This is a genomic window from Actinomycetota bacterium, from assembly GCA_041658565.1.
Taxonomy (GTDB): Bacteria; Actinomycetota; AC-67; order AC-67; family AC-67; genus JBAZZY01.
In genome coordinates this window covers 14,301-36,008 of sequence record JBAZZY010000020.1, presented here as the reverse complement: position 1 = coordinate 36,008, position 21,708 = coordinate 14,301, and the positions used below count along the sequence as shown (strand labels likewise).

The following is a 21,708-nucleotide window of genomic DNA, read 5'->3' as shown; positions in this document are numbered from 1 at the left end:
CGCCGAACTCAATGGCGAGGCTGAGATGAAGGGGAATACGTGAGTTCCGATAACGAGGACGAAGTACGGATTAGGGATGCGGTTCGACAGGTTCGCACGACCCTTGGTCCGTCGGGATCCCGCCGGTTGCTGATTGTCGTCTTGCTGACGGTCGTTCTTGGGGGAGCGGCAATGCTGGCTCTCACCGGAGCGTCGATGTGGTGGACGTCGACGCCGTCGTTCTGTGCTCGTTGTCATCCGATGGAGCCGTTCGTAAATGAGTGGGCGAAATCGTCGCACAAGAGCGTCAACTGCGAGAGGTGTCACACCACGCCCGGTCTGTTTGGGTTCCTTGGCGGAAAGATTGCGGGACTCCAAGTCGTGGCCAACTACGTCAAGGGCGATTTCCGAGACTGGTCGTTCAACGCAGTCGTGTCGAACGCCTCGTGCCTGCAATGTCACGAGGAGATCATGGAGAAGAACATCCATACCGAGGGTGCATCAGCGATTGTCGTCAGCCACAAGAACATCATCGAGTCGGGGGGGAAGTGCAACTTCTGCCACTCCACCGTTGCGCACGGAGATGCCGTCCCTGAGGGGTCACAGACACATCCGACGATGGCTGCCTGCATGAAGTGCCACGATGACAAGACGGCACCGCTGAAGTGTGAACTGTGCCATCCGGGAGAGGGCAGGGAAAAGACGGTTCCGGGTGTCAAGAAGAAGTCGTGAATCCGTGACTCGTTCCCCAGCGGCGAGATCGCTTCGCCTCGCGACCGGCCTGGTCGCGGTGATCGGTCTGTCCGTGGCTGCGGCGCGCATCGTCAGCCCTTCGCATGAGCCGGCGCAGCCGGCGTCGAAGAGCGCGCGCTTCCGCGTCGCGGAGATCAACTCTTTCAGTACCTGCGTTGAATGCCACAAGGACCTTGACCGGTCGATTCGGGCGGGGAAGGCGGGTCCGCTGGTTTTCGAGCACGGCAAGCACTTCGCCAAGGGTGAAGCTGACTGCGTGCTTTGTCACCCTCCGGAGACACATGTTCGGGATACCACGAGCAAGCCGACGATGTACCGGTGCTTCTCGTGTCACGGCGTGTCGAAGGTGGCGCGCGCGCCGGGCGCGTGCAAGACCTGCCATCCGCCTGGGTATCGCGAGCCCCCGAAGACGCACGGTGCCGCAAGCTTCTTGGCCAAGCACGGCGAGGTGCGCGCGCAGGCACCGTCTGTGTGTGCGGGGTGCCACACGGAAGAGCAGTGTGCTGCATGCCACGTGGTCGAGATGCCGCATCCCGAAGGATGGAAGGATCTTGCGCATGCGCGAAGCTTCTTTGACGACGGGGCAAAGACTTGCGACCGATGCCATCCGCGCGGCCGGAGTGCCGTCAGCCGAGATTTTTGCGATACGTGTCATCACAACGAGGGCGACAAGGCCAAGTCCTGGCTGCGGGCACATCCCGACGTCGTCAGTGGCGGCCTCAGCGGCACATGCTTCGCATGTCACGCACAGGCTACGTGCTCAGCGTGTCACTCGACGGGTAAAGAAGATTTCTCAAAGGACGAAGCAAGGATCGCAAAGACGTAGGAGCGAGAATTGCCAAGGAAAGGAAACGCGATGAGCGCGGTTGATGGTGAATCCGGGCAGGGCGCGAGCCGGCTGTCCGCGTTGCGTACGAAGGTTGAACTGTGGGTAGCCGTTGTCTTGATGGCGTTTGGGTTCTTGGGCGGCGTCTTGGTGTCGGGAATGGACTCTGGGCCGGCGCAGCAGGGACCCCCCTCCGGAACGCAGCAGCAGTTTCCTCAGGAGGGTTTTCAGGTCGCGCCGCCGCTGACTGAGGAACAGCTGAGTGGAGAGATGCCGGCGGGGCACGTGCCGGTGGATAGTGGGGCGTCGAAAGCTCCGTCGGAAGCCGGGTCTCCGGCTCCTTAGAGACATGGGAGCCTTTCACGGTCTTCTCGGGATAGCGGTCGTCGGGTTGAACCTGACGGTTGGAGTGCTCGGCTTCCGGACCAAAACGGATCGTGATCGGTTCTGGAGCCTCGCGGGTTTTGCGCATGGCGCGCTGGCGCTTCAGGTGGTGACGGGGTTCTTCCTTATCACCTCAACCATTGGGGACAAGTTGGGCCCGGCGCACACGTTTGCACCTGCCGTGGCCTTGGCGGGCGTCCTGGCGGCCCGGAACGTGAAGGGCGACGGTCGCGTCCGCGCGGTGGCGGCGGCTTCACTCATCGTCGTAGCGATTGCCGTGTGGGCCTTCGTCACCGGATTCGCTTCGGCGGCGTCACAGTAGGGATTCCGCGTGCTAGGTTCGAATGCCTGCGGCCTTGAGGGTGTCGGCGAGCGCGGCGACTGCGTTCGACTTGTCTGAGGCGACCCACCAGACCGTCAGGCCGCTCGCGAAGAAGTAGTGCGCTTGGCGCGCGTCGGCCGTCGCCCAGACTTCGTCCTCACCCGGCACTTTCCACGGGGTTTCGAACGGAGTCTTCGATTGCGTCATTCCCTTGACCATTTGGTCGCGCATGGTGCGCGCGGCCGAGGCGCTGCCGACTGAGGCGATCCACAGGGTGGCTCCGTCCTTCGACGCGCCGTACGTCGCTACGATGGCGCCGGTGATCTCGAGGTTCTTTCCGTGCATGCGCCCGACCTGCTGAAGGGCGTCTTCTCCTGTTGACAGGTCCGCTAGGGACTGACCCGCCAGGGTTCTCGGCAGCGCTTGCATGAGCGCTTCGCTGGGATCCGAGTGCCCGGTGTGGGGGTTCGTTGACGCCGTGGTCTTTCCGGTGAGCAGGAAGACGGCGCCGCCGAGGGCGGCGAGTGCCGTCGCGACAAGCAGGACTGAGGCGATGGATTTGCCCGCAGGATTAGCCTGCTCCTTGCCGCCTCGGCGTGCGATCTTGCGGCCGATCCACATGACGAAGAGCAGCAGGGGCGCCGCTCCAATCAGCAGGACGGCGAACAACAGAAAGGCGGTTACCCTGTCCACTTCCATGTCGACCGCCTACAGTTCGTTGAGTAGGGACGTCACGAGGCGATCCAGCGTTTGCGGGTCGATCGGTCCGATGTACTTGGCTTTGATGAGGCCGTCGCGTCCGATGAAGAAGGTCTCGGGGAGCCCCACTACGCCGTACTTGCGCTGTACGGCGCTGCTGGGGTCCAGCACGCTCGGGTATTCAATCCCGTATTCCTGCTCAAACTTCGTGCCCCACTTCAGCGAATCGCGAACGTTCACGCCGAGGAACTGCACGCCCTTGGTTTCCCACTGCTGCCACCCCTTCGCCAGCACGGGAGCTTCGTCGGCGCAGGGTCCACACCACGACGCCCAGAAGTTAAGCACGACCGGCGTGCCCTTGAAGTCCGACAGGGACACGTCACGGTCCTCATGCATCATGCGTAGCGTGAACGGAGGTGGCTTCGACCCGGAGGGTTCCTCGCCGAGAGGCCGGTTCGCCATCTGAGCCTTCACCGAGATCGCGCCGATGGCGATAACTGCCAGCGAAACGAGTCCTGCGATGAGGATGCCCTTGGCACGGGACTTCCGGACGACCTCCAACTCGGAGATCGGCGGTTCCGCGGCGTCGGGTGCGGATGTTGTTGTGGTTGACGATTCGTCGTTGTCTGTGGGCACTGTCCCTCCACGCGCGTTGGGCGGCGTGTATCTCTAGTTGGTCACGATCGTTAAACGAGTGCTAGGGGCGTTGGACTCCCGCACAGCGGGACTTTTCGCCTCGACACGCGAAGGAGTTCCGTTTTCGGTCGGAGAATGATGAAGGTGCACAATGCCACATGTTTTTGCCTTCGCGGGGAACTTGTTGTAGACAGCGTGCAGTCGTCAAGGAGCCTGCCATCAACCACCATCGAAGCAGGGGTTCCGTGGGCCTGATCCGTGGGCATGTCGTCGTCGTATCGACGCACGCAACGGTGATGCCCATTGCTTCGCGAGCGGACGGCCCCCCAGGTGTCGGGGTGGGCGCGAGAGGATCGGGTGACTGACCGTGCAGCATTCAGCACAGCCGCGATTGCGAAGCCTCCTCGTTGCAGTGACTGTGGCGGCCCTCGGGATCGCCGTGGCGGGACCGGCCCAGGCTGAGGCTTCGAAGTTCTCCTCATTTGGTGCGACGTCGGAGGCTGCCGGTATCGCCTTCAAGGTTGTGTACTCCGGGTTCGCCTCTATGTTCCCAATCGTTGACGCGAGCGTGGCTCACATCTCGGGGTCATTGGACTCGCGGCCGAACGCGCGCGGGTACTCGTCGGCCGTTGATCCGGGTCAGGCCATACAGTCGCTTTCTGCGCTGGGCGTCCCTGTTCCGGCGTATCCGTTTAATGCTCGCGCGGAGTTCCCCGGCGCGACGCCGCGCGCGCGCACGAGCGTGACCGAGCAAGCGATCGGTCCGGGGATGGCTCGGATGATCGTGAGCGACGTTGTTGCGGCCGAGGGACCGCGCCTGCAGTCATCCGGCATTGCCGGCTCGTTCGACGCCGAGGGTGTTCTCTCAACCGGCACTGTGATTTCCTACACGACGATGGATGCCGCGGGGGAGTCGGTCAGTGCCGTCACCGACGTCGTGGTGAGCGACGTCGTCATCGGCGGAGCCCTTCGCATCGGGTCGGTGCACACGACGGTGCGGGCGACCGCGGGGGGGACCGCCGGTAGTGCTGGGGGGGTTCCTCACATCGAGTTCGCCAACGTGACGTTTGCGGGTCAGGCGGCCACGATCGACGAAAAAGGGGTCCATCTTGCCGGTCAGGCCCTTCCCGGTGTCGGGGCCGGGTCCGCGACCGACCCGCTTAAGGCTGCGGGGATTTCGGCGTCTCTCGGGGGAGTGACCTCGACGGCGCTCCCCGACGGAACAGCGGCCGTGGCTCGGGCCGAGGGGTTGATTGCCAAGGTGCAAGCACCCGACGGCAGCGTTGTGGAGTTCCGAATCGGTTCCGCGGTGGCGACGGCAGGGGCCGTGCCGGCCGTTGTGGGTGCGCCCGTCTCTCTGCCGGAGGAGCCGCAGTACTCATCCGTTCCATTCGAGCCCGTCGTTTTCCCGACGCCGGTCCAGACCTTCGTCGAGCCGCCGCCGCCCGGTGTGGAAGTCCACAGCGTGGCCGCGCGTCCGATCGAGCTGCCCGGACACCTTGTGGGTGCGGTTGCGGCTGCGCAGCTCGGGTTCTGGGCGATTGTCGGTTTGCTGGGTTGGTGGTCGCGCCCACGCACCCAGGGTGTGGGACGCGAGTGGTTCTTCGACAGTATCGATCGAGTGCAGGCAGTAGATCACACATGAGCAGACGTTCTCCTCGCCTCAGTTTCCGCGACAAGGTTTTCTTCGGGGCTCTTGCCTTTTCTCTCCTCGTCAATGTGTGGGCAGTGGATTCTCTGCGGACCGAGGTCGCGGCTCTGCGACAAGCGCAGCGTTCCGGGTCTGTGGGACAGGTGCCGATCGGCGGCGACGATTTGCAGCCGTTGGAGTCAACAGGCGCCGACCCGGCCGCAGGGCCGACCTCGCCGGGGGCGACGGGGGTTCGAGCTGCCGACGTTCCTGCCGCCACGGATCGGACCGGAGTGTCGAAGGGAACGATCAAGATCGGCGCGGTGATTACTCAGAGCGGGCTCGCCGACCAAACGCCGATTCTGCGCGGCTTGTCCGCGTGGATTCAGCATGTCAACGCGGCCGGAGGCGTCAACGGGCGCAAGATCGAGTTGATCGTTGAGGACGACGGGACCGACACCAGTCGCGGAAGCGCGGCGCTGCGCAAGTTGGTCGAGAATGACAAGATCTTCGCCCTGGTGTCTGAGTGCGCACCGCTGACCGACGCGCAGAACGTCGAGTATCTGCGCAAGAAGGGTGTCCCGGTCATCGGCAGTTGCGTTCTGGGTGGGGAGCAGTTCTTCAAGAACCCGTATCAGTTCCCGCTGCGTCTCACGATGGGATCGATGGGGCGGCTGGTCGGCAAGTACGTCGCGCAGGACATGGCCGCGGTAAAGCCGGCCGTCATTCAACTCGATCACGAGTTGCTGATTGAGATGGGCGACGGGGTCGTGGCGCAATGGAAGAAGATGGGCGTCAAGGACTACACGGTGGAGACTGCGCCGGTCGTCAATCCCAACTTCACGCCGACCGTCATCCGAATGCGCGGCGAAGGTGTCGACAACGTTTCTTTGCTGCTGGACACGGCTTCGACGATCCGTTTCCTCCAGGCTGCCAGCCAGCAGGGGTGGAATCCGAAGCTCGTCGGAGTTGTGGGGTACGACGAGGAGGTTATTCGCTACGGCGGCGCCCAGGTCGAGGGGATGATGGTCCCCTTCTACTCTCAGCCGGTGCGTGGCTCCTACCCGATCATGAAGCAGTTCCGAGAGGATATGCAGCGGTACTACCCGGGCGAGCAGCGTCTAGAGTTGGCGAACAACGGCTACCACCCGGCGTGGGTGTTTACCGATGTCCTTGCGAAACTGGGCGACAACGTGACCCGTCGCAGGCTCATCGACGCGATGGACGGTCTTACCAACTACGACGACCACGTCATCCCGCCCTACACCCTTCGTCCCGGGAACCACGAAACCGTGCGTGCGTGCAAGTGGGCGGTCATCAAGGATGCTCGAGCTCAGGTGGTGAGCACCGATTGGTACTACCTGGAGCGTTAGGAACTCGGTCATCTCTGTGCGTGATCATTGTGGATTCGGTCGGTTGAGGCCATGAGGTCGATAGGTCCCGTCCTCATCCTCGGTTTGGCGACCGGGAGCATCTATGCGTTGACGGCGCTGGGTGTGGTCATTGTCTACAAGGCAACCGGTGTGCTGAACTTCGCCCACGGAGCGATGGGGATGGTGGCCGCGTTCCTGTTCAGTTCGCTCACGCGCCAAGCGATCCCTACCCTGCTCGCCGCGCCGGTCGCCCTCGTCTTTTCCGCGGCTCTTGGGGTTGCGGTCGCGTACGGTTTGCGTCCGTTGCGTCGCGCGCCGAGACTTACGCGCGCGATCTTCATGCTCGGGCTTCTCGCCTTATTGCAGAATCTTGCCACAGCGATCTGGGGGATTCGGCCGCGCATTGTTCCGAGTCTGTTCCCGTCCGGTGGCGTCAAGATCATCGGGTTCGTGCTCGGGTATGACCAGGTGGGGATCATCGTCATTACCCTGGGCCTCGTGGGTGGACTCTCGGCCTTCTTCCGGTACACGAAGCTCGGTGTCGGAATCCGCGCGGTCAGCTCGGATCAGGACGCCGCGGCTTTGCAGGGGATCAACGTGACGCGAATCACGGTCGTCGCATGGGTGCTGGGCTCGGTGCTTGCCGGCATCGCGGGGATCCTGATCTCCACCCCGGCCGCGGACGCTTTCTCGCTGACGTTGTTGGTCATCCAAGCGTTTGCCGCCGCGCTCTTGGGGCGCCTGGTTTCGCTGCCTGCCACGTTTGTCGGCGGTATCGTGCTCGGCCTTTTGACTACGGTTCCCGCATCCCTGGAGATTCTCCGTCCGCACGCGCAGGTAATCCCACCGGTTGTTTCCTTTCTGCTTATCGTGGGGATCCTGATGTTGCGTAGTGAGACGAGTCTGATAGCGCGAGGAAACGAGGCATGAGCGAAGCGGAGTTGCGCCGGCGAATTCGCTTGGGCGCGTGGGGGGCTGCGGGGTTTCTCGCGATCGTGCTGCCTTTTGTTCTCCCGGCGTATTGGTCCTTCGTGCTGGTGTCGGCCGTTACTACATCCATTGTGGCGCTGTCGATCGTGGTTCTTACCGGGCTTGTCGGGCAGATCTCTTTGTGTCAGGCGACGTTTGTTGGATTCGGTGCGTATGCGTCGGCGAGATTGACCGGTGACGCGAACGTGCCGTTCCTCATCGCGCTTCCTTTGTCGGGCCTTGCGGCCGTTCCGATCGGGTTGCTCGCGGGCGTGCCGGCGCTGCGGTTGCGGGGGTTGTACCTAGCGATTGCGACGCTGGGGTTCGGCGCGGCGGTGCAGGCGACGATATTCGGCAACAGCACGATTACCGGAGGTATCTCGGGAGTGTCCTTCGAGCGTCCGAAGATGTTCGGGCTGGACTTTGCCGGTGACCGGAGCTTCTATTTCCTTGCTCTGGCGGTGCTTGTACTCCTGATCGTCTTCACCGTGAACGTGCGCCGGGGCAAGACCGGACGGGCGTTCGCGGCGATTCGCGATGGCGAGGTCGCGGCGGCAGCGAGTGGGGTGTCGCTCGCCCGCTACAAGATGATGGCCTTTGCGCTCAGCGCGTTCTTCGCGGGCGTCGGGGGGGCGTTGTTTGGCCATGCGACGCTGTCTGTCAACAGTTCGTCTTTTGACGTATTCCAGTCGATCACGTTCGTGACCATCACGATTATTGCCGGCGTCGGCTCGGTGGCCGGGGCGCTCCTGGCCGGAATGCTCCTGAACATCATGCCGAAGGCGCTCAGTGGGATCTTGCCGGGCAACATTCTGCTGGTGATTCTGTCGACCCTGTTGCTCGTTCAGCTTGCCGTCGCTCCGGAAGGGATTGTCGGCCAGATGCGACAGCAGGAAGATGCCGTCGTGCGTTGGATCCTGCGGCGCCGCGGAGCGCCGGATGCGCCGGCGCCGGTGCTCGAGGGACGCTGAGCATGTCGATCCTGCGTGCCGTTGGACTGGAGATCAACTTCCGAGGGTTGCGCGCGCTCGATGCGGTTGCATTGGAGGTGCACGAGCAAGAGACCGTCGGCCTGATAGGACCCAACGGCGCCGGAAAGACCACCTGTTTCAACTGCATTACCGGATTGCTGACGCCGGATGCGGGGACCGTGCTGCTCGGCGACGCCGACGTCACGGAACTGCCTCCCCACGAACGGGCCCGGCTCGGCATGGCCCGTACGTTCCAGACAGTGCAGTTGTTCGCGGGGTTGACTGTCGAGGAGAACGTCCTCGTCGGCACTCACGCGCGCACTCGGCATGGACTTGTCGCCGATGGACTGCTGCTGCCGTCGAGTCGGAACGAGGAACGTTCAACGCGCGCGGAAGTTCGCAGGATTCTGGAGTTCCTTGATCTATGGAGGTACCGGGAGTTGCCGGCGAAGTCGCTGGCGTTGGGAGAGCAGCGGACGGTGGAGTTGGCGCGCGCGCTCGCGTCGCAGCCGCGCCTGCTCCTGCTCGATGAACCTCTGGCCGGTGTGTCGCGCTCCGCGAAGCAGGGCGTAATGGATTTGCTCGGTCAGATCCGTCGTGAGTTCAATGTGGCCCTGCTCGTGATCGAGCACGACATGAAACTCGTGATGGGAATCTCGGACTTCGTTTACGTCTTGAACGCTGGGAAACTTCTTGCGAAGGGCAGTCCGCAGGAAGTGCGTAACAACCCCGAGGTCATCACCGCGTATCTCGGCGCGAGCGAGGAGGAGCCGGTTGCTCTCGGTTCGTGACCTGCGCGCGGGCTACGGCGCGATCGAGGTGCTTCACGGCATCGACTTAGACGTTGCTGAAGGGGAGATCGTCGCGGTTCTCGGGCCCAACGGCGCCGGCAAGACTACGACGTTGCGCGCGATCGTTGGTGCGCTCCGGCCCTCCGGGGGCACGGTCGTGTTCGCCGGCTCGGATGTCACCGGACGCCTGCCGGATCGATGCGCGCGCCTGGGAATGGCGTTGGTTCCTGAAGGCCGGGGAATGTTCGCGGACCTGACTGTTCGCGAGAACCTAGAGATGGGTTGCTGGACGGTCGAAGACGGATCGATGGATCGGCGGATCGATGAGATCACCGAGATCTTCCCCATCCTGAGGGAGCGATCCGATCAGCGGTCGGGGACCCTGTCGGGAGGGGAGCAGCAACAACTTGCCATCGCCAGAGCGTTGGTCGCCAAGCCCAAGCTCTTGCTGATCGACGAGATGTCCCAAGGCTTGGCGCCGATCATCATCCAGCAGTTGTTCCGTACGTTGCACGATGTTCGAGCGATGGGGACGACCATCCTTCTGGTCGAGCAGCAGGTTACGGAAGCGCTCGCGTTGTCGGATCGCGCCTACGTCCTCGAGAGTGGGGAGATCGTTGCGAGTGGGAACTCGGCCGAGCTGCTGTCCAGTTCGGAGGTGATCCAAGCCTCCTACCTTGGAGGGGACGCCGAAGCGGGCGACGACGCCGCGGAGCCGGCGGCGACGCGAGTCGTCGAGCAGCGGCCGGCGACTTTGGAGAAAGTGCTCGTCCCTCTGACGCCCGAAGAGAAGCGCAGGATTCAGGCGGTGGCCGAGGTGAGCGGATACTCGGTCGGCGAGTTGTTGGTGATGGCCTTCCGGGACTGGAAGCGCAAAGCTCCACCGCGACGAACAGGGGACGCGCTGCCGCCGGTTCCGGCGCTGGTCGTTCAGCCGGAAACCGGAAAGCGCGCGCTGCCGCGCAAGGTAGTTGCAGGCCTGACTATCGCGGCGCTGTTGCTGTCGGGGTTCGCGGCTTACGGGTGGTGGACTCGGCGCGGAGGCCCTGCGTTCTCGAAGGGTGGTCAGTTCGGCGTTGTTCAGGACTCGACCGTTCCCGGCAACTCGAAGGGTTCAGTCGCGGCTCCCAGTGGATCTCCAGCCCCGGGGGAATCGCAGGCTGCCGCGCCTGTGAGATCGGCGGCGTCGGGGAGTCCTGCCCCGGCCGTCGTCGGCGGGTTGACCATACCCCCGCAAGGCGTGTGGAAGTACGCTGCACAGGGCCACGACAAGGTGTCGTTCGGTGCGTTTTCGGCGTGCGAATGGGACATCAATGATCCGGTGAGTGTCGTCTCGCGCCGGTTGGATTCTGCCCATCCAAATGACATGGTGTTTGACTGGACGTTCTCCGGTAGTCGCCAGGAGCGCCACATCTACTCATTTCGTTCGGACGGTGTCTACCTGACCGATTCGGCGGCGTCGGTGACGTGCATGGGAGTTCGCCAGAACTCCGAGGATACGATGTCGCCTCCTTCGCTCCGCGTGAAGGCCCCGTTGAAGGTGGGCCAGACGTGGAAGGTTGTTTCCAAAGCGAGCAGTCGAACGGACACACTCACCGCCTCCGTCAGGCGTAAGGAGACGCTCTCATTGCCTGCGGGGAAGTTCGAGACCTACGTTGTCGAGTACAACATCAAGTTCTCGGGGGACCAGACGGGCAGCGTCCATTCGACGCGCTGGATTGCGCCGTCACTTGGAACGTGGGTCAAGGAGATCAATCACACGGAGGCGCAGTCGAGCAGCGCAACATACGTCTCCGACTACACCCTGCAGTTAACCTCGCATCCCTAACGGCGGAGGGATCGCCGATGGATACGGTGTGCGCGCTCGACCTCGGGACGGGGAGCGTTCGGGCGTGCCTGGTTTCGACCGACGGTTTGATCGTCGCGCGCCGAGGAGTACGAATTCGCGCGCGCGCGGCCGAGGGTGTTGCCGCGGGTCTGGAGTACGAACCCGGCGAACTTCGTGACGCTATCGCCGCCGCGATCTCGGCGGCAAGAACCGACGCTCCGGCGGGAATGAGGATCGCGGCGATGACCGCCGCCGCAATGCGTCCGTCTTGTGCCTTGCTCGACGCCGCCGGCGCGGCTTTGTATCTGGGGCCGAACCGGGATGCGCGCGGGGTTGGCGAAGCCGTCGAGTTGTTGCGCCGGGACCGTGACCTCATTCATGCGGTGACGGGTCAGCTCCCTCCGATCTTGTCGTGGTCGGCAAGGTTGCGTTGGTTCGCCGCGAATCAGCCCGAGGTGCTCGCGGCAGCTTCCGTCGCCACCAGCATCGAGGGTTGGATGCTGTCGCTGTTTGGAGTGGAGCCGGCGATGGACTTTTCGTCGGCGTCGGCGAACGGACTGTTCGACATCGCGGCCGGGGGATGGTCGGATCAGATGCTGTCCTTGGTGAGCTTTCCTTCGGATCGGCTCGCTCGTGTTCTCGCCGCAGGTACCGTCCTGGGCCCAGCCCACGGTGAGTTCGCGCGCGAACTGGGTTTGGAGGGAGTCCCAGTCTGTGCCGGCGCTGGGGATACTCACGCGGCCCTCGCCGGGAGCGGGGCCTGGCGGGAGGGCGAGACGGCGATCATCGCGGGAACGTCGATGCCGGTTGCCAGGGTCGTGGCGAATCCGGGTCCGCGCTCTGCGAGGCTGTGGTCGAGTCGTCACCTGCGACCGGGCTTCGGGGTCGTCGAGTCGAATACCGGTGAGTCGGGTTTCGTCTGGGAGTGGCTGGCGGAGACCCTCGGGGTCGAAGTTTTCGAACTCGATGATCTGGCGCGCGCCGCACAGCCGACAGCGGTGATCGCTCATCTGGGGACTGTTCCGCAGGACTTCGCCGACATGCCGTTGCTGCACAGTGGAGGCTTCGTCTTCGGACTGCCGCCGGGGATGTTCGGCGCGGGGCGTGCCGGACTGGCGCGCGCGGGAATCGAAGCCGCGGCGTGGGCTGCCGCCGAAGCGCTTTCGTGGGTCGATGCTGAGACGGTCGGAATCGGGCCTGTTCGTGTATGTGGCGGAATGACCCAGTCTGAGTTGTGGCTCGAGACCCTGGCCGCCGCGCTCGGTCGGCCGATCCTGGTCGTCGCCGAGGATTCCGCTGCGATCGGGGTCGCGGCGTGCGCCGCTGAAGGGTCGGGATTGGTTGCGGACGCGGGGAGCGTGCTGGACGCCGCCGCGCGCCGCGGACGCGAGGTTCACCCGGACGACGCGCTCGTCGCAGCGATGAGCGCGGGATTGCCGCGGTGGCAAGAGATTGTTGCGAATTTGGGGCGGGGCGCCATGAGGATCTCGGCCCTTTTGGGCTCTTAGGCGTAACGGCCGCCAAACAGATCGCGACCCGGCATAGGCTGTTTGCGCCTCTTGACGCCCCCGGCGTGATGCCGAAGCATTCCTTAGGGAATGATTGCTATGTCGCGAATTGCACGGGAGCCGGCGACGGATACGTTCGGCGACGGCACGAAGGGCTCGACAAGGTGAGGCGCGCGCGCGTTGTCGTGGTCATCGTGCTGGTTCTTGTCGCGATCGCTTTGGTGTCGGGACGTGAAGCAGCCGATGTAGGTCCGGCTGCGAACTCCGTAGGGACGCACGCGCCGGAGCGAGTATCCTGGGTCCATGCCCCTCTATGACTACGAGTGTCGCTCCTGTGGGTCCCGTTTCGAGTTGCTGATCAGCGCCGCGCGTGCCGATGACGTCGCCTGTGAAGGGTGCGGGGCAACCGAAGTCCGGCGCCTGCTTCCGGTTATCGCCGGTCTCGGAGGCCGGGCTGAGGCTCCATCGACTCCGTGTGGCGGCAGCCCGTGCGGGCAAGCCTGTCCGGTCTGACGGCCGTCTCCACGCAAGCGAAACCGCCCGGGTTGCAGATGCCCCGGGCGATTCCGTTGCGCGCGTCAGGCTGCTCGGGTCTCACGCCTCGGTAGCGCCGGCGCGATTTCGCGGCGCCGGCCGATTGCCCATCCACTCGCCAGCATCGTCACGACTCCGCCCGCGATCGCCGTCCACACGATGGGGACCAACTGTGTGGACTTGATCTTGTCGTAGTTCGCCAACTGGGTGTCGAAGGTGCCGACCGTGCTCTGGAATCGGGCTGAGGACGCAGGCAGGTTCCCGAGTGCTCCGGCCAGTGCGGGGAAGTTCCCTCCGAGGAACGCCTGCAACTGAACCGAATCAATCCTGAGTTGCTGCTCCAGGAACGGGAAGACCCGGGTCTGCATGTCGGTCGCCATCGCTTGCACGATGCCGAGTGATTGCCGCGCTCCGGCCACCAGTTCGGCCGTGTATACGGGTCGGAGGTGGTCGTTCATCGTGTCGGCCGCTTGAGCCTTCGATGGTAGTGACATCGCCAACGGCACGACCACGACGATGGAACCCAGAACGAGTGCAGCCATGACCGCATTGCGGAACGTGAACATCGCCAGCCCGACGCCCACGGTCACGATGCCGACGAAGAGCAGGCTCCACGGGACGGTTGTGGCCGGAAGCGAGGAGGTCGGAATGGCGTCCGCCCGCTCGAAGCGACCCTGTTCGGCGGTCAGGAGCCCGGTCACGCCGTTGAACTGGACAGTGATCTGGGGGATCGCTGCGACGCCGGTGGCCGAGTCGGGGAACTGCTGCCCGAGCAAGGTCGAGAACTCCTCCGGAGTCGTGTTTAGCCGGTCGGCGAGCGCGGGAACGACCTTGGTCCCGAACTCGGTCCCGGCTGCGGCGAGGCCCGTGACGTCCCGCTGTAGCGCCTGCAGATCTTGCGTTTGCATCACGGGACGAAACCCGTCGGTCATCTTCTCGAATGCCGGCCCAACGGTGAACAAGTTGGAGGCAAACGTCAAGACGATGAAGACCAGCCCGACGAGCACGACGATCGATGCGCTGATTCGCCGCGTCATATCCGGCTCCTTCCTGCGGACCCGGATCCAGGGTCGTCCGGGCTCGCGATGAGCCCACCGACTACCGATGAGACACTTGCATCGTCTCATTGTCTGAGGGCTTCTTGACAGGGCTCGTCGGCCCATTCGCCCATAGCTAGGAGGGGCTGCGCGCGGAGCCCTTCGTGACCACCCCCGGTTGTAGGTCATCGGATGGACGCAGGGTGACGGCCGGGGGCACTGGGTGCGAGAGGGCTTTGTGAGCACGCGGTCAGAAGAGCGAGAAGGATTGCGGACGACAACACGCGCGAGAAGCGACGCGCGCGTGCGCGCGCAAGGCGGCGACCGGTGTCAAGGGTCCGGTTCGTCCCTCTCGCGCTCATCAGGCGTGCCGTTCGCGACCACTCAATGGGGGTTGTCCTTGTTCGACCGCTGTTGCGTGTGGCTCGGATGATGCTAAACGAGCCTCCGGCCCTTTCGGTGAGGCGGGTGCAACACGTCATTGACTCGCGTGTGTTCAGCCCTCGAGCGCGCGCGCGATCCACGCGATTACCGCGTCGGGATCGCGTTCCAGGTGTGCTGCGGTGACGCGCAGGATTCGCCATCCGAGCGCTTCGATGGCGTTGCCGCGCGCGCGCTCGTCGTCGAAGGTCGCGCGCGTGTCGTGGTGCCTGAATCCGTCGACCTCGATTGCGACGCGTTGATCGGGATAGGCGAAGTCGAGCCGAGCGATGAACCGGCCGGCATCGGTGACGACGTATTGCAGCATCGGCAGCGGCAGTCTCCGCGAGCGGATCAACTGGAGGACGCTCGTCTCAACGGGACTCTCGGTTACCCCGCGCGCGGCGCGCTCGTCGACGAGTCGTTGAAGCCTGCGCGCGCCGCGATGTCGTTTGCGCTGGGGATCTGCGAGCCATCGCTCGAGAAACGCTATCGACACCAACCGACGCCGCAGCGCGTCGTCCAGGCATTGCTCGAGCACGTCGGCCGACTCGATTGTTGCCAGATCGAGCAAGGTGCGAGCGGGTTTCGTGACGGGGATCCCGTCGATCGTAGTCAGATCCTCTGGTGGGCTTGGATCCTCGGGGATGTGGATCACGATCCGGGGGTTGCCCGAGCGGTTGCGGTGCTTCGTCACCGTTACCTCCAATCGCCGAGTCTTGATGTCGGTCATGCCGCACAGCGTCGCTGCCGCTCGGAAAGACAGCGTGGCGCCAGGCCCGAGATGCAGACAGGCAGCCATCGCCTGCCGTCGCCAGCTCGGTGGGGCGCCCGCGACGAGGTAGGTGCTGGGGAGAACTCGTTGCCACCGTCCGGCCTGCAGCCGCCATCGGATCATTCCGGGCGTCGCCCCGGTCTTGAGAGCTTGCGCGCGCGTTAGCAGGCCGTGCTGGTTGGCGGCGACGCGCGCGACGGCTCCGTCGACGGACTTCTCCGTACGTTTTGGGTCGTATGACGCCCTCATTCATACGGGGATACCACGTCGCCGAGGTTCATCGGCCTCGGCGCGACCGGATCGAGGTGAACTTCCCGAAGATGATGGGTGCCCCCGGCAGGACTCGAACCTGCGCCACCGGCTCCGGAGGCCGGTGCTCTATCCTCTGAGCTACGGGGGCGAGAGTCCGCATCGTACCATCCGCGCAGCGGCGCGAATCGGACGGGCGCGCGCCGGGTAGCATAGGTGGCAGCGCGAGGAGGGTGATCGGACTGGCACGGGTGCTTGTGGTCGATGACGACCGAGTGATTCAGCAGTTGCTCGAGGTGAACCTTGAGTTGGAGGGCTACGACGTCGCCAAGGCGGGTGACGGCGAGGAGGCCCTTGAAGCCGTTCGTGTCTTCCGGCCGGATCTGATCCTGTTGGACGTCATGATGCCGAAGATCGACGGACGCGAGGTCTGTCGCAGGCTCAAGGCGGACCCCGAAACGGCGCGCATCCCGATCATCTTCTTGTCCGCCAGGGCCCAGGAATTCGATGTCGCGAGCGGGATCGAATTGGGGGCGTCGGCGTACGTCACCAAACCGTTCGACCCGGTGGATCTGCTGGACACGGTTGAGCGGTTGCTGGCCGGACAGCCGGCACGGCCTCCTCGGGGGAGCTGAGCGCGGTGGTTCAGTATCAGCTTGCCGCGCTCTTGCGACGCGCGATCGAGCACGCCCAAGAGGTCGGCTCCCTTCCCGAGTTCGAGGTGCCGGCGTTTGAGATGGAGCGTCCCGCGCGCAAGGAGCACGGGGACTGGTCGAGTGGAATCGCACTGGTGGTGGCGAGGCAGGCCGGCAGAAAGCCTCGGGACATCGCCGATGCGATCGTCGCGGCCGCGGAGGTAATCGAGCACGACAGCCGGGAGCACGTCGCGAAGTTCGAGGTTGCCGGTCCCGGCTTCATCAACATCACTTTGACGCATGCTTGGCTGACCGACATCGTCCGGGAGGTCGAGTCGGCCGGACCCGACTGGGGGCGCTCGAAGTTGCCGGCTTCCGAGCGAATCCAGGTTGAGTTCGTGTCGGCGAACCCAACCGGGCCTCTGCACTTGGGACATGGACGGTGGGCGGCCGTCGGTGACACCCTCGCGCGACTGCTGGAGTGGACCGGCCAGGATGTCAAGCGTGAGTTCTACGTCAACGACTTCGGCCGGCAGATTGACCTGTTCGCCGCATCCATCGCCGTTCGCTACCTCGAGCGCTTCGGGCGCGATGCCGGGCCGATTCCGGAGGGAGGGTATCGGGGCGCGTACGTCGGCGAGTTGGCGGCGGAGATTGCCGCCGAGGTTGGGGATCGGTACGTCGAGGCTCCCGAGTCCGATCGTTTGGCGTTCTTCCGCGAGCAGGGATACCGACGGATGCTCGCGCATCAAAGGGCCACGCTGGAGCGCTTCGGCGTCGTGTTCGATGTCTGGTTCAGTGAGACGACCCTGCACGACGAGGGCGCGGTTCAGCGCATCATCGAGGTGCTGAATGAACTCGGGCACGTCTACGAGCAGGACGGCGCGCGCTGGTTGCGCACGACCGATTTTGGGGATGATAAGGATCGAGTGCTGGTGCGGTCTGAGGCGTTCGGAGGGATTCCGACCTACGTTGCGCCGGATATTGCGTACTTCCTGGACAAGCTCCGTCGCGGGTTTCAACGGATGATCTACCTGCTCGGCGCCGATCACCATGGGTTCGCGCGCCGGATGTGCGCGAGCATTTCCGCGCTGGGCGAGGATCCCGAGCACTGCGAGTTCATGCTGGGCCAGTTCGTGCATCTCACGCGCGCCGGTGAGTCCGTCAAGATGTCCAAGCGCACGGGAGAAGCGGTGACCTTCGACGAGTTGTTGGAGGAGGTCGGTGTCGATGCCGCGCGATACTTGCTCGTGCGCACGAGCATCGACCAGACGATCAACTTCGACCTCGATCTTGCCGTCAGCCAGACGCAAGAGAACCCGGTCTACTACGTGCAGTACGCACACGCGCGCATCTGCTCGATCATGCGTCACGCCGCAGACCAAGGCGTTCAGACGGAACCGGTCGATGGAGTGGCGCTGGAGGAGCTGCAGCACGAGAGCGAGCTGGACTTGCTGCGCAAGATCGCCGAGCTGCCAGAAGCCGTGCAGGTGGCCGCGCGCTTGCGCGCGCCGCACCGGATGACCCGCTTTGCCGAGGAACTCGCGGCGCTGTTCCACGGGTTCTATCGCGACTGCCGCGTGGTGACCGAGGACGCCGCCCTCACGCAGGCGCGGCTGCATCTGGCGCGCGCCACGCAGATCTCGCTTCACAACGTTCTCGCGCTGCTCGGCGTCTCGGCGCCGGAGTCGATGTAACCGGAGGTTTCCCGACATGCCGCACACGCTTCGCGACGTCTTGCCGGCCAGCGCGCGCCTTCGCCCCGACGGCCACCTCGAGATCGGCGGATGCGACACGGTCGATCTGGCCGAGGAGTTTGGGACGCCGCTGTTCGTCATGTGCGAACAGACCTTTCGGGAGCGCGCGCGCGCCTACCTCGAGGCCTATCCCGATGCCGACGTTTACTACGCGGGAAAGGCATTCTTGTGCGTCGCGATGGCGCGCATGGTCGCCGAGGAAGGACTTGGTCTGGACGTTTCGTCCGGCGGTGAGTTGCACACCGCGCTTGCGGCCGAGTTCCCGCCGGATCGGATCGTGTTCCACGGCAACAACAAGCGCGACGACGAGCTGGCGATGGCGATCGACAAGGGCGTCGGCCGGATCGTGGCGGATTCGTTGGAGGAGCTGGAGCGGATCAACGGCCTGGCGGCGGAGGCCGGCGCGCGCGCGTGTGTGCTGCTGCGGGTGACTCCGGGCGTAGAGGCGCACACGCACGAGTACATCCAGACCGGCCAGGAGGATTCGAAGTTCGGGATGTCCATCGAAGGCGGCGCTGCGCTGGAGGCGGTGAAGCTGTCGCGCGACCTGGCGAACATCGACGTTGCCGGCTTCCACGCCCACATCGGAAGCAACATTACGGGCGTCGAGGCTTTTCTAAAGACGATCGAGATCCTCGTTGAGTTCTGCGCGGCCGCGCGCGAGCAGGCCGGTTACGTCGTGCGGGAGTTGAACCTGGGCGGCGGATTGGGGATCGCCTACACGCGGGGAGATTTCGCGGCGCGCGTGGACCACTTCGCTGCGGAGGCGCGCGCCAAGTTGGAGGAAGAGGTGACCCGCCACGGCCTGCCCGTGCCGCGCTTGGCTGTTGAGCCCGGCCGGTGGTTGGTGGCGAACTCCACCCTGACGCTGTACCGGGTCGGCGTGGTCAAGGACATTCCGGGGGTGCGCACCTACGTCGCGGTGGACGGTGGGATGAGCGACAACATCCGGCCCGCGCTATACGGCGCGCGCTACGAAGCCCTTCTTGCGAACCGGGCCGACGCACCGGCCGAGCGCGCGGTCACGATCGCAGGTTCGCACTGCGAGCAGGGCGACGTGCTCATTCGTGATATCCCACTTCCGGCCGGAGTGAAGCGCGGAGACTTGCTTGCGATTCTCGCGACCGGGGCGTACGGGTACTCGATGGCATCGAACTACAATCGGTTCCCGCGTCCGGCCGTGATCGCCGTACGCGACGGCAAAGCCCGCACGTTGATCCGTCGCGAGACATACGAAGATCTCGTCGCGCGGGACGTGTAGCAGGTTCGTGGAATCGAACTGGATTGAGGCCGGCGGACGGGTCTACTGCTTGCGGTACCCGGGCCCGCCCGACGCAACGCCGTTCGTCTTGGTGCACGGACTCGGCGGCTCCCACGCCAACTGGTTGCCGATCGTTCCCGGCCTCGCCCGACACGGGACCGTGTACGCGATCGACTTGGCCGGGTTCGGTCGCACGCCGCCGGAAGGGCGTAGCGCGTCCGTCGAGGCCAACGTGGCTTTGCTCAACCGGGTCCTTGCCGTGCTCGGTCGGCCGGTGGTGCTCATCGGGAATTCGATGGGCGGCGCGATCTCGATCCTTCAGGCTGCGGCTCACCCGGATTCGGTGGCAGGGCTGGTACTTGTTGATCCCGCGTTGCCGCCGCGGTATTCGCACGTGTTCGATCGCGCCGGCGCGCAGTTCCTCGCCGCGTTTGCGATCCCTGCCGCCGGGATTCCGATGGCGCAGCGTCGCTTGCGCAAGGTTGGTCCGGAGCGCGTCGCGATGAAGGGGCTGAAGATGTGCACAGTGGACTACCGGCGCGTCGATCCCGCGGTGGTCGCCGAGCAGATCGCGATCATGCGCGAACGGATGGACCAACCGTGGACCACGCCTGCGTTCTTGGAAGCATCGCGAAGTCTCGTTCGTCTGCTCGCGCGGCGCCGCGAGTTCCTGCGCACGGTGCGCGCCGTCGTTGCGCCGACGCTGATGCTTATGGGTCGCCAAGATCGCTTGGTTCCGCTTGCGGCGGCCGAGGCGGTGGCGCGCGTTCGCGCGGACTGGGACTTCGTCGTGTTCGACGACGTCGGTCACGTCCCGCAACTCGAAGCCCCCCGGCATACGCTCGCCGCGATCGAGCGCTGGCTGGGCACCTCGCAGATTCGCTAGGCGCGCGCCGCTTTCTTCAGCTCTTCCAGGGATTCCTGCAAGCCGCGCGCCAGGACGTCGATGTCGGGGAGCGTGTCCCAATCGGTGGTGATCCCGAATCCCATGACGTCGCCGAGGCTCGTGCATGCGATCGACAACGCGCATCGCTCGGCGAGCGGCATCATCGGGTACGTCGTCAGGACGCGCGCGCCGTCCAGGTACAGAGGAACCTGCGGTCCCGGAACGTTCGACACGACGAGGTTGATCAGGCGGCTTCGCGAGGCGAGGCGCGCCGCAAGCGCATGTAGCGTCGGCGGCGCCCAGGTGCCGATGTCCATCAGCGCGGAAGCTCCGATGGCCTGATGGGACGACTTCAGGTCTTTGGTGAACTGGACGATTGCCTTCAGTCGGTCGGCGGGAGCCATCGGGCCGACCGGAAGATCCACGAAGATGTTTGAGACGCGGTTGCCCAGGGCCATTCGGTGGCTGTCGTCGCGCGTCGAGACCGGCACCATGGTGCGAAAGGTCGTCGAAGCGTCGGTGGGGATGCCTCGATGAGTCAGGAACTTGTGCAGCGACCCCGCGACGATCGCGAGGACAACGTCGTTGACGGTGCCGCCGAGCGCGTTCTTGACCTCCTTGAAATCGCAGACCGGAGCCTCGGTCATCGCGAAGCGGCGGTTGGGGCCGACTGGACGGTTGAAAGGGCTCTGCGGCGCGTTGCCGGCGGCGACGATCGACGCGACTCCTTCGGCGAGTGCCTGCGCTTGCTTGGCCGCGGCGGCCGGCGCGCGCACCACGGTCTCCAGCGTCTCGATTCCCACGCGAATCGGGTTGGCGATCTGTTCGCGGACGGCCGAGACCAGTAGGTCAAGCGGCAAGGGTTCGGGCTTCGGGGCCCACGGCTGGGCTTCGACGGCCCGCCCCTCAGGGGTGAAGTCGAGCAAGACGGTGGCGATGTCGATGCCGCTCATCCCGTCGATCATCGCGTGATGCACCTTCCACAGCAGCCCAAGGAAACCGTCCAGCAGGCCCTCGATCAAGTACATCTCCCACAGGGATTTCGAGTGGTCCAGGGGTCGTGAACACACCCTCTGCACATAGTCCGCGAGTTCGGCGCGTCCGCCGGGGTGAGGCAGAGCCGCGCGCCGCAGGTGGAATCCGAGGTCGAATTCGGGGTCATCGACCCAGACCGGGCGCGCGATGCCGAACGGGACGGGCACGATCTTTTGGCGAAAGCGGGGAACCAGGTGGATCCGATCCCGGACGACCTGCTCGATCGACTCCAGCGTCGGGGGTCCCTGCGGCCGCGAGGATGGGTCGAGCACGGCCAGTCCGGCGACGTGCATGTGGACCGAGGGGGTCTCCAGGTGCAGGAATTGTGCGTCGAGTGCGCTGAGTCTTTCGGGCACGGTTGCCTTTCCGGTTGGGGACGCGAGCATAGACCCGGGCTCGCCCGACCGCCAAGGCCCAGGTCGGCCGCCGCGTATCACGAGGGAAGCCTTG

At 64.8% G+C, this 21,708-nt stretch carries 22 protein-coding genes and 1 tRNA gene; 17 read left to right on the top strand and 6 right to left on the bottom strand.

From position 1 onward, the window contains the following. The first annotated feature begins 39 nt into the window (after nucleotides 1–39). From WDA27_10425 to WDA27_10410, 4 genes are read left to right on the top strand one after another with little or no spacing between them, the layout of a single operon-like run. A complete protein-coding gene (locus WDA27_10425; GenBank protein ID MFA5891342.1) occupies nucleotides 40–711 on the top strand; it encodes a NapC/NirT family cytochrome c in 672 nt (223 codons plus the stop codon). 4 nt (nucleotides 712–715) lie between these two features. Beyond that, nucleotides 716–1,558: a cytochrome c3 family protein gene (locus WDA27_10420; GenBank protein MFA5891341.1), complete on the top strand. Its 843-nt coding sequence runs from the start codon at nucleotides 716–718 to the stop codon at nucleotides 1,556–1,558. Between the two features lie 30 nt (nucleotides 1,559–1,588). Next, a complete protein-coding gene (locus WDA27_10415) occupies nucleotides 1,589–1,903 on the top strand; it encodes a hypothetical protein (protein ID MFA5891340.1) in 315 nt (104 codons plus the stop codon). A 4-nt stretch (nucleotides 1,904–1,907) separates the two neighbouring features. Next, a complete protein-coding gene (locus WDA27_10410) occupies nucleotides 1,908–2,264 on the top strand; it encodes a hypothetical protein (GenBank protein ID MFA5891339.1) in 357 nt (118 codons plus the stop codon). 12 nt (nucleotides 2,265–2,276) lie between these two features. On the opposite strand, the gene WDA27_10405 is transcribed toward WDA27_10410, so the two are convergent. Both WDA27_10405 and WDA27_10400 read right to left on the bottom strand, forming a co-directional pair. Further along, nucleotides 2,277–2,963, bottom strand: coding sequence for a hypothetical protein (locus tag WDA27_10405; GenBank protein ID MFA5891338.1), 687 nt, complete (start codon nucleotides 2,961–2,963; stop codon nucleotides 2,277–2,279). 9 nt (nucleotides 2,964–2,972) lie between these two features. Next, on the bottom strand, nucleotides 2,973–3,599 hold the full coding sequence (locus WDA27_10400; GenBank protein ID MFA5891337.1) for a TlpA disulfide reductase family protein: 627 nt from the start codon (nucleotides 3,597–3,599) through the stop codon (nucleotides 2,973–2,975). Between the two features lie 412 nt (nucleotides 3,600–4,011). On the opposite strand from WDA27_10400, the gene WDA27_10395 reads away from it, so the two are divergent. The 9 genes from WDA27_10395 (at nucleotide 4,012) to WDA27_10355 (ending at nucleotide 13,182) form a co-directional block, all read left to right on the top strand. Then, nucleotides 4,012–5,244 (top strand): hypothetical protein, encoded by a 1,233-nt coding sequence (locus tag WDA27_10395; protein ID MFA5891336.1) that lies wholly within the window; start codon nucleotides 4,012–4,014, stop codon nucleotides 5,242–5,244. Next, nucleotides 5,241–6,602, top strand: coding sequence for an ABC transporter substrate-binding protein (locus WDA27_10390; GenBank protein ID MFA5891335.1), 1,362 nt, complete (start codon nucleotides 5,241–5,243; stop codon nucleotides 6,600–6,602). The genes WDA27_10395 and WDA27_10390 overlap by 4 nt, the downstream gene beginning before the upstream one ends. Nucleotides 6,603–6,653: 51 nt before the next feature. Continuing rightward, nucleotides 6,654–7,532, top strand: a complete 879-nt coding sequence (locus WDA27_10385) for a branched-chain amino acid ABC transporter permease (GenBank protein MFA5891334.1) — start codon at nucleotides 6,654–6,656, stop codon at nucleotides 7,530–7,532. Continuing rightward, nucleotides 7,529–8,542 carry a branched-chain amino acid ABC transporter permease gene (locus WDA27_10380; GenBank protein MFA5891333.1) on the top strand — a complete coding sequence of 338 codons (1,014 nt, stop codon included), beginning with the start codon at nucleotides 7,529–7,531 and terminating at the stop codon, nucleotides 8,540–8,542. Before WDA27_10385 ends, WDA27_10380 begins: the two co-directional genes overlap by 4 nt. A gap of 2 nt (nucleotides 8,543–8,544) precedes the next feature. Further along, nucleotides 8,545–9,333 carry an ABC transporter ATP-binding protein gene (locus WDA27_10375; GenBank protein MFA5891332.1) on the top strand — a complete coding sequence of 263 codons (789 nt, stop codon included), beginning with the start codon at nucleotides 8,545–8,547 and terminating at the stop codon, nucleotides 9,331–9,333. Beyond that, nucleotides 9,317–11,161, top strand: coding sequence for an ATP-binding cassette domain-containing protein (locus WDA27_10370; GenBank protein MFA5891331.1), 1,845 nt, complete (start codon nucleotides 9,317–9,319; stop codon nucleotides 11,159–11,161). The genes WDA27_10375 and WDA27_10370 overlap by 17 nt, the downstream gene beginning before the upstream one ends. A 17-nt stretch (nucleotides 11,162–11,178) precedes the next feature. Continuing rightward, complete coding sequence (locus WDA27_10365; protein ID MFA5891330.1) at nucleotides 11,179–12,669, top strand: FGGY family carbohydrate kinase; 1,491 nt, start codon at nucleotides 11,179–11,181, stop codon at nucleotides 12,667–12,669. A gap of 68 nt (nucleotides 12,670–12,737) precedes the next feature. Continuing rightward, entirely contained in the window at nucleotides 12,738–12,986 is a 249-nt protein-coding gene (locus WDA27_10360) for a hypothetical protein (GenBank protein ID MFA5891329.1), read from the top strand. Continuing rightward, complete coding sequence (locus tag WDA27_10355) at nucleotides 12,973–13,182, top strand: zinc ribbon domain-containing protein (GenBank protein ID MFA5891328.1); 210 nt, start codon at nucleotides 12,973–12,975, stop codon at nucleotides 13,180–13,182. The genes WDA27_10360 and WDA27_10355 overlap by 14 nt, the downstream gene beginning before the upstream one ends. A gap of 65 nt (nucleotides 13,183–13,247) precedes the next feature. Here the strand turns inward: WDA27_10355 and WDA27_10350 are convergent, their stop codons facing one another. From WDA27_10350 to WDA27_10340, 3 genes are all read right to left on the bottom strand, one after another. After that, complete coding sequence (locus WDA27_10350; protein ID MFA5891327.1) at nucleotides 13,248–14,240, bottom strand: hypothetical protein; 993 nt, start codon at nucleotides 14,238–14,240, stop codon at nucleotides 13,248–13,250. Nucleotides 14,241–14,736: 496 nt separating this feature from the next. Next, on the bottom strand, nucleotides 14,737–15,684 hold the full coding sequence (locus WDA27_10345; GenBank protein MFA5891326.1) for a type IV toxin-antitoxin system AbiEi family antitoxin domain-containing protein: 948 nt from the start codon (nucleotides 15,682–15,684) through the stop codon (nucleotides 14,737–14,739). Nucleotides 15,685–15,763: 79 nt separating this feature from the next. Then, nucleotides 15,764–15,835 (bottom strand) — tRNA-Arg (locus WDA27_10340). An 82-nt stretch (nucleotides 15,836–15,917) separates the two neighbouring features. Here WDA27_10340 and WDA27_10335 point away from each other — a divergent pair. From WDA27_10335 to WDA27_10320, 4 genes are read left to right on the top strand one after another with little or no spacing between them, the layout of a single operon-like run. After that, nucleotides 15,918–16,319 (top strand): response regulator, encoded by a 402-nt coding sequence (locus WDA27_10335; GenBank protein MFA5891325.1) that lies wholly within the window; start codon nucleotides 15,918–15,920, stop codon nucleotides 16,317–16,319. 5 nt (nucleotides 16,320–16,324) lie between these two features. Next, the gene (gene argS / locus WDA27_10330; GenBank protein ID MFA5891324.1) at nucleotides 16,325–18,016 is read left to right on the top strand and encodes an arginine--tRNA ligase; all 1,692 of its coding nucleotides are present in this window, start codon (nucleotides 16,325–16,327) and stop codon (nucleotides 18,014–18,016) included. 16 nt (nucleotides 18,017–18,032) lie between these two features. Beyond that, nucleotides 18,033–19,337 carry a diaminopimelate decarboxylase gene (lysA, locus tag WDA27_10325; GenBank protein MFA5891323.1) on the top strand — a complete coding sequence of 435 codons (1,305 nt, stop codon included), beginning with the start codon at nucleotides 18,033–18,035 and terminating at the stop codon, nucleotides 19,335–19,337. Nucleotides 19,338–19,344: 7 nt separating this feature from the next. Further along, on the top strand, nucleotides 19,345–20,223 hold the full coding sequence (locus tag WDA27_10320; GenBank protein ID MFA5891322.1) for an alpha/beta hydrolase: 879 nt from the start codon (nucleotides 19,345–19,347) through the stop codon (nucleotides 20,221–20,223). Here the strand turns inward: WDA27_10320 and WDA27_10315 are convergent. Beyond that, entirely contained in the window at nucleotides 20,220–21,614 is a 1,395-nt protein-coding gene (locus tag WDA27_10315; GenBank protein MFA5891321.1) for a wax ester/triacylglycerol synthase family O-acyltransferase, read from the bottom strand. The two genes, WDA27_10320 and WDA27_10315, sit on opposite strands and share 4 nt — an antisense overlap. Between the last annotated feature and the right edge of the window lie 94 nt (nucleotides 21,615–21,708).

Coding starts and splice junctions, on each gene's coding strand:
- WDA27_10415 (MFA5891340.1), top strand. CDS start 1,589: ATGAGCGCGGTTGATGGTGAATCCGGGCAGGGCGCGAGCCGGCTGTCC.
- WDA27_10410 (MFA5891339.1), top strand. CDS start 1,908: ATGGGAGCCTTTCACGGTCTTCTCGGGATAGCGGTCGTCGGGTTGAAC.
- WDA27_10405 (MFA5891338.1), bottom strand. CDS start 2,963: ATGGAAGTGGACAGGGTAACCGCCTTTCTGTTGTTCGCCGTCCTGCTG.
- WDA27_10390 (MFA5891335.1), top strand. CDS start 5,241: ATGAGCAGACGTTCTCCTCGCCTCAGTTTCCGCGACAAGGTTTTCTTC.
- WDA27_10385 (MFA5891334.1), top strand. CDS start 6,654: ATGAGGTCGATAGGTCCCGTCCTCATCCTCGGTTTGGCGACCGGGAGC.
- WDA27_10380 (MFA5891333.1), top strand. CDS start 7,529: ATGAGCGAAGCGGAGTTGCGCCGGCGAATTCGCTTGGGCGCGTGGGGG.
- WDA27_10375 (MFA5891332.1), top strand. CDS start 8,545: ATGTCGATCCTGCGTGCCGTTGGACTGGAGATCAACTTCCGAGGGTTG.
- WDA27_10365 (MFA5891330.1), top strand. CDS start 11,179: ATGGATACGGTGTGCGCGCTCGACCTCGGGACGGGGAGCGTTCGGGCG.
- WDA27_10360 (MFA5891329.1), top strand. CDS start 12,738: ATGCCGAAGCATTCCTTAGGGAATGATTGCTATGTCGCGAATTGCACG.
- WDA27_10355 (MFA5891328.1), top strand. CDS start 12,973: ATGCCCCTCTATGACTACGAGTGTCGCTCCTGTGGGTCCCGTTTCGAG.
- WDA27_10350 (MFA5891327.1), bottom strand. CDS start 14,240: ATGACGCGGCGAATCAGCGCATCGATCGTCGTGCTCGTCGGGCTGGTC.
- WDA27_10345 (MFA5891326.1), bottom strand. CDS start 15,684: ATGAGGGCGTCATACGACCCAAAACGTACGGAGAAGTCCGTCGACGGA.
- lysA (MFA5891323.1), top strand. CDS start 18,033: ATGCCGCACACGCTTCGCGACGTCTTGCCGGCCAGCGCGCGCCTTCGC.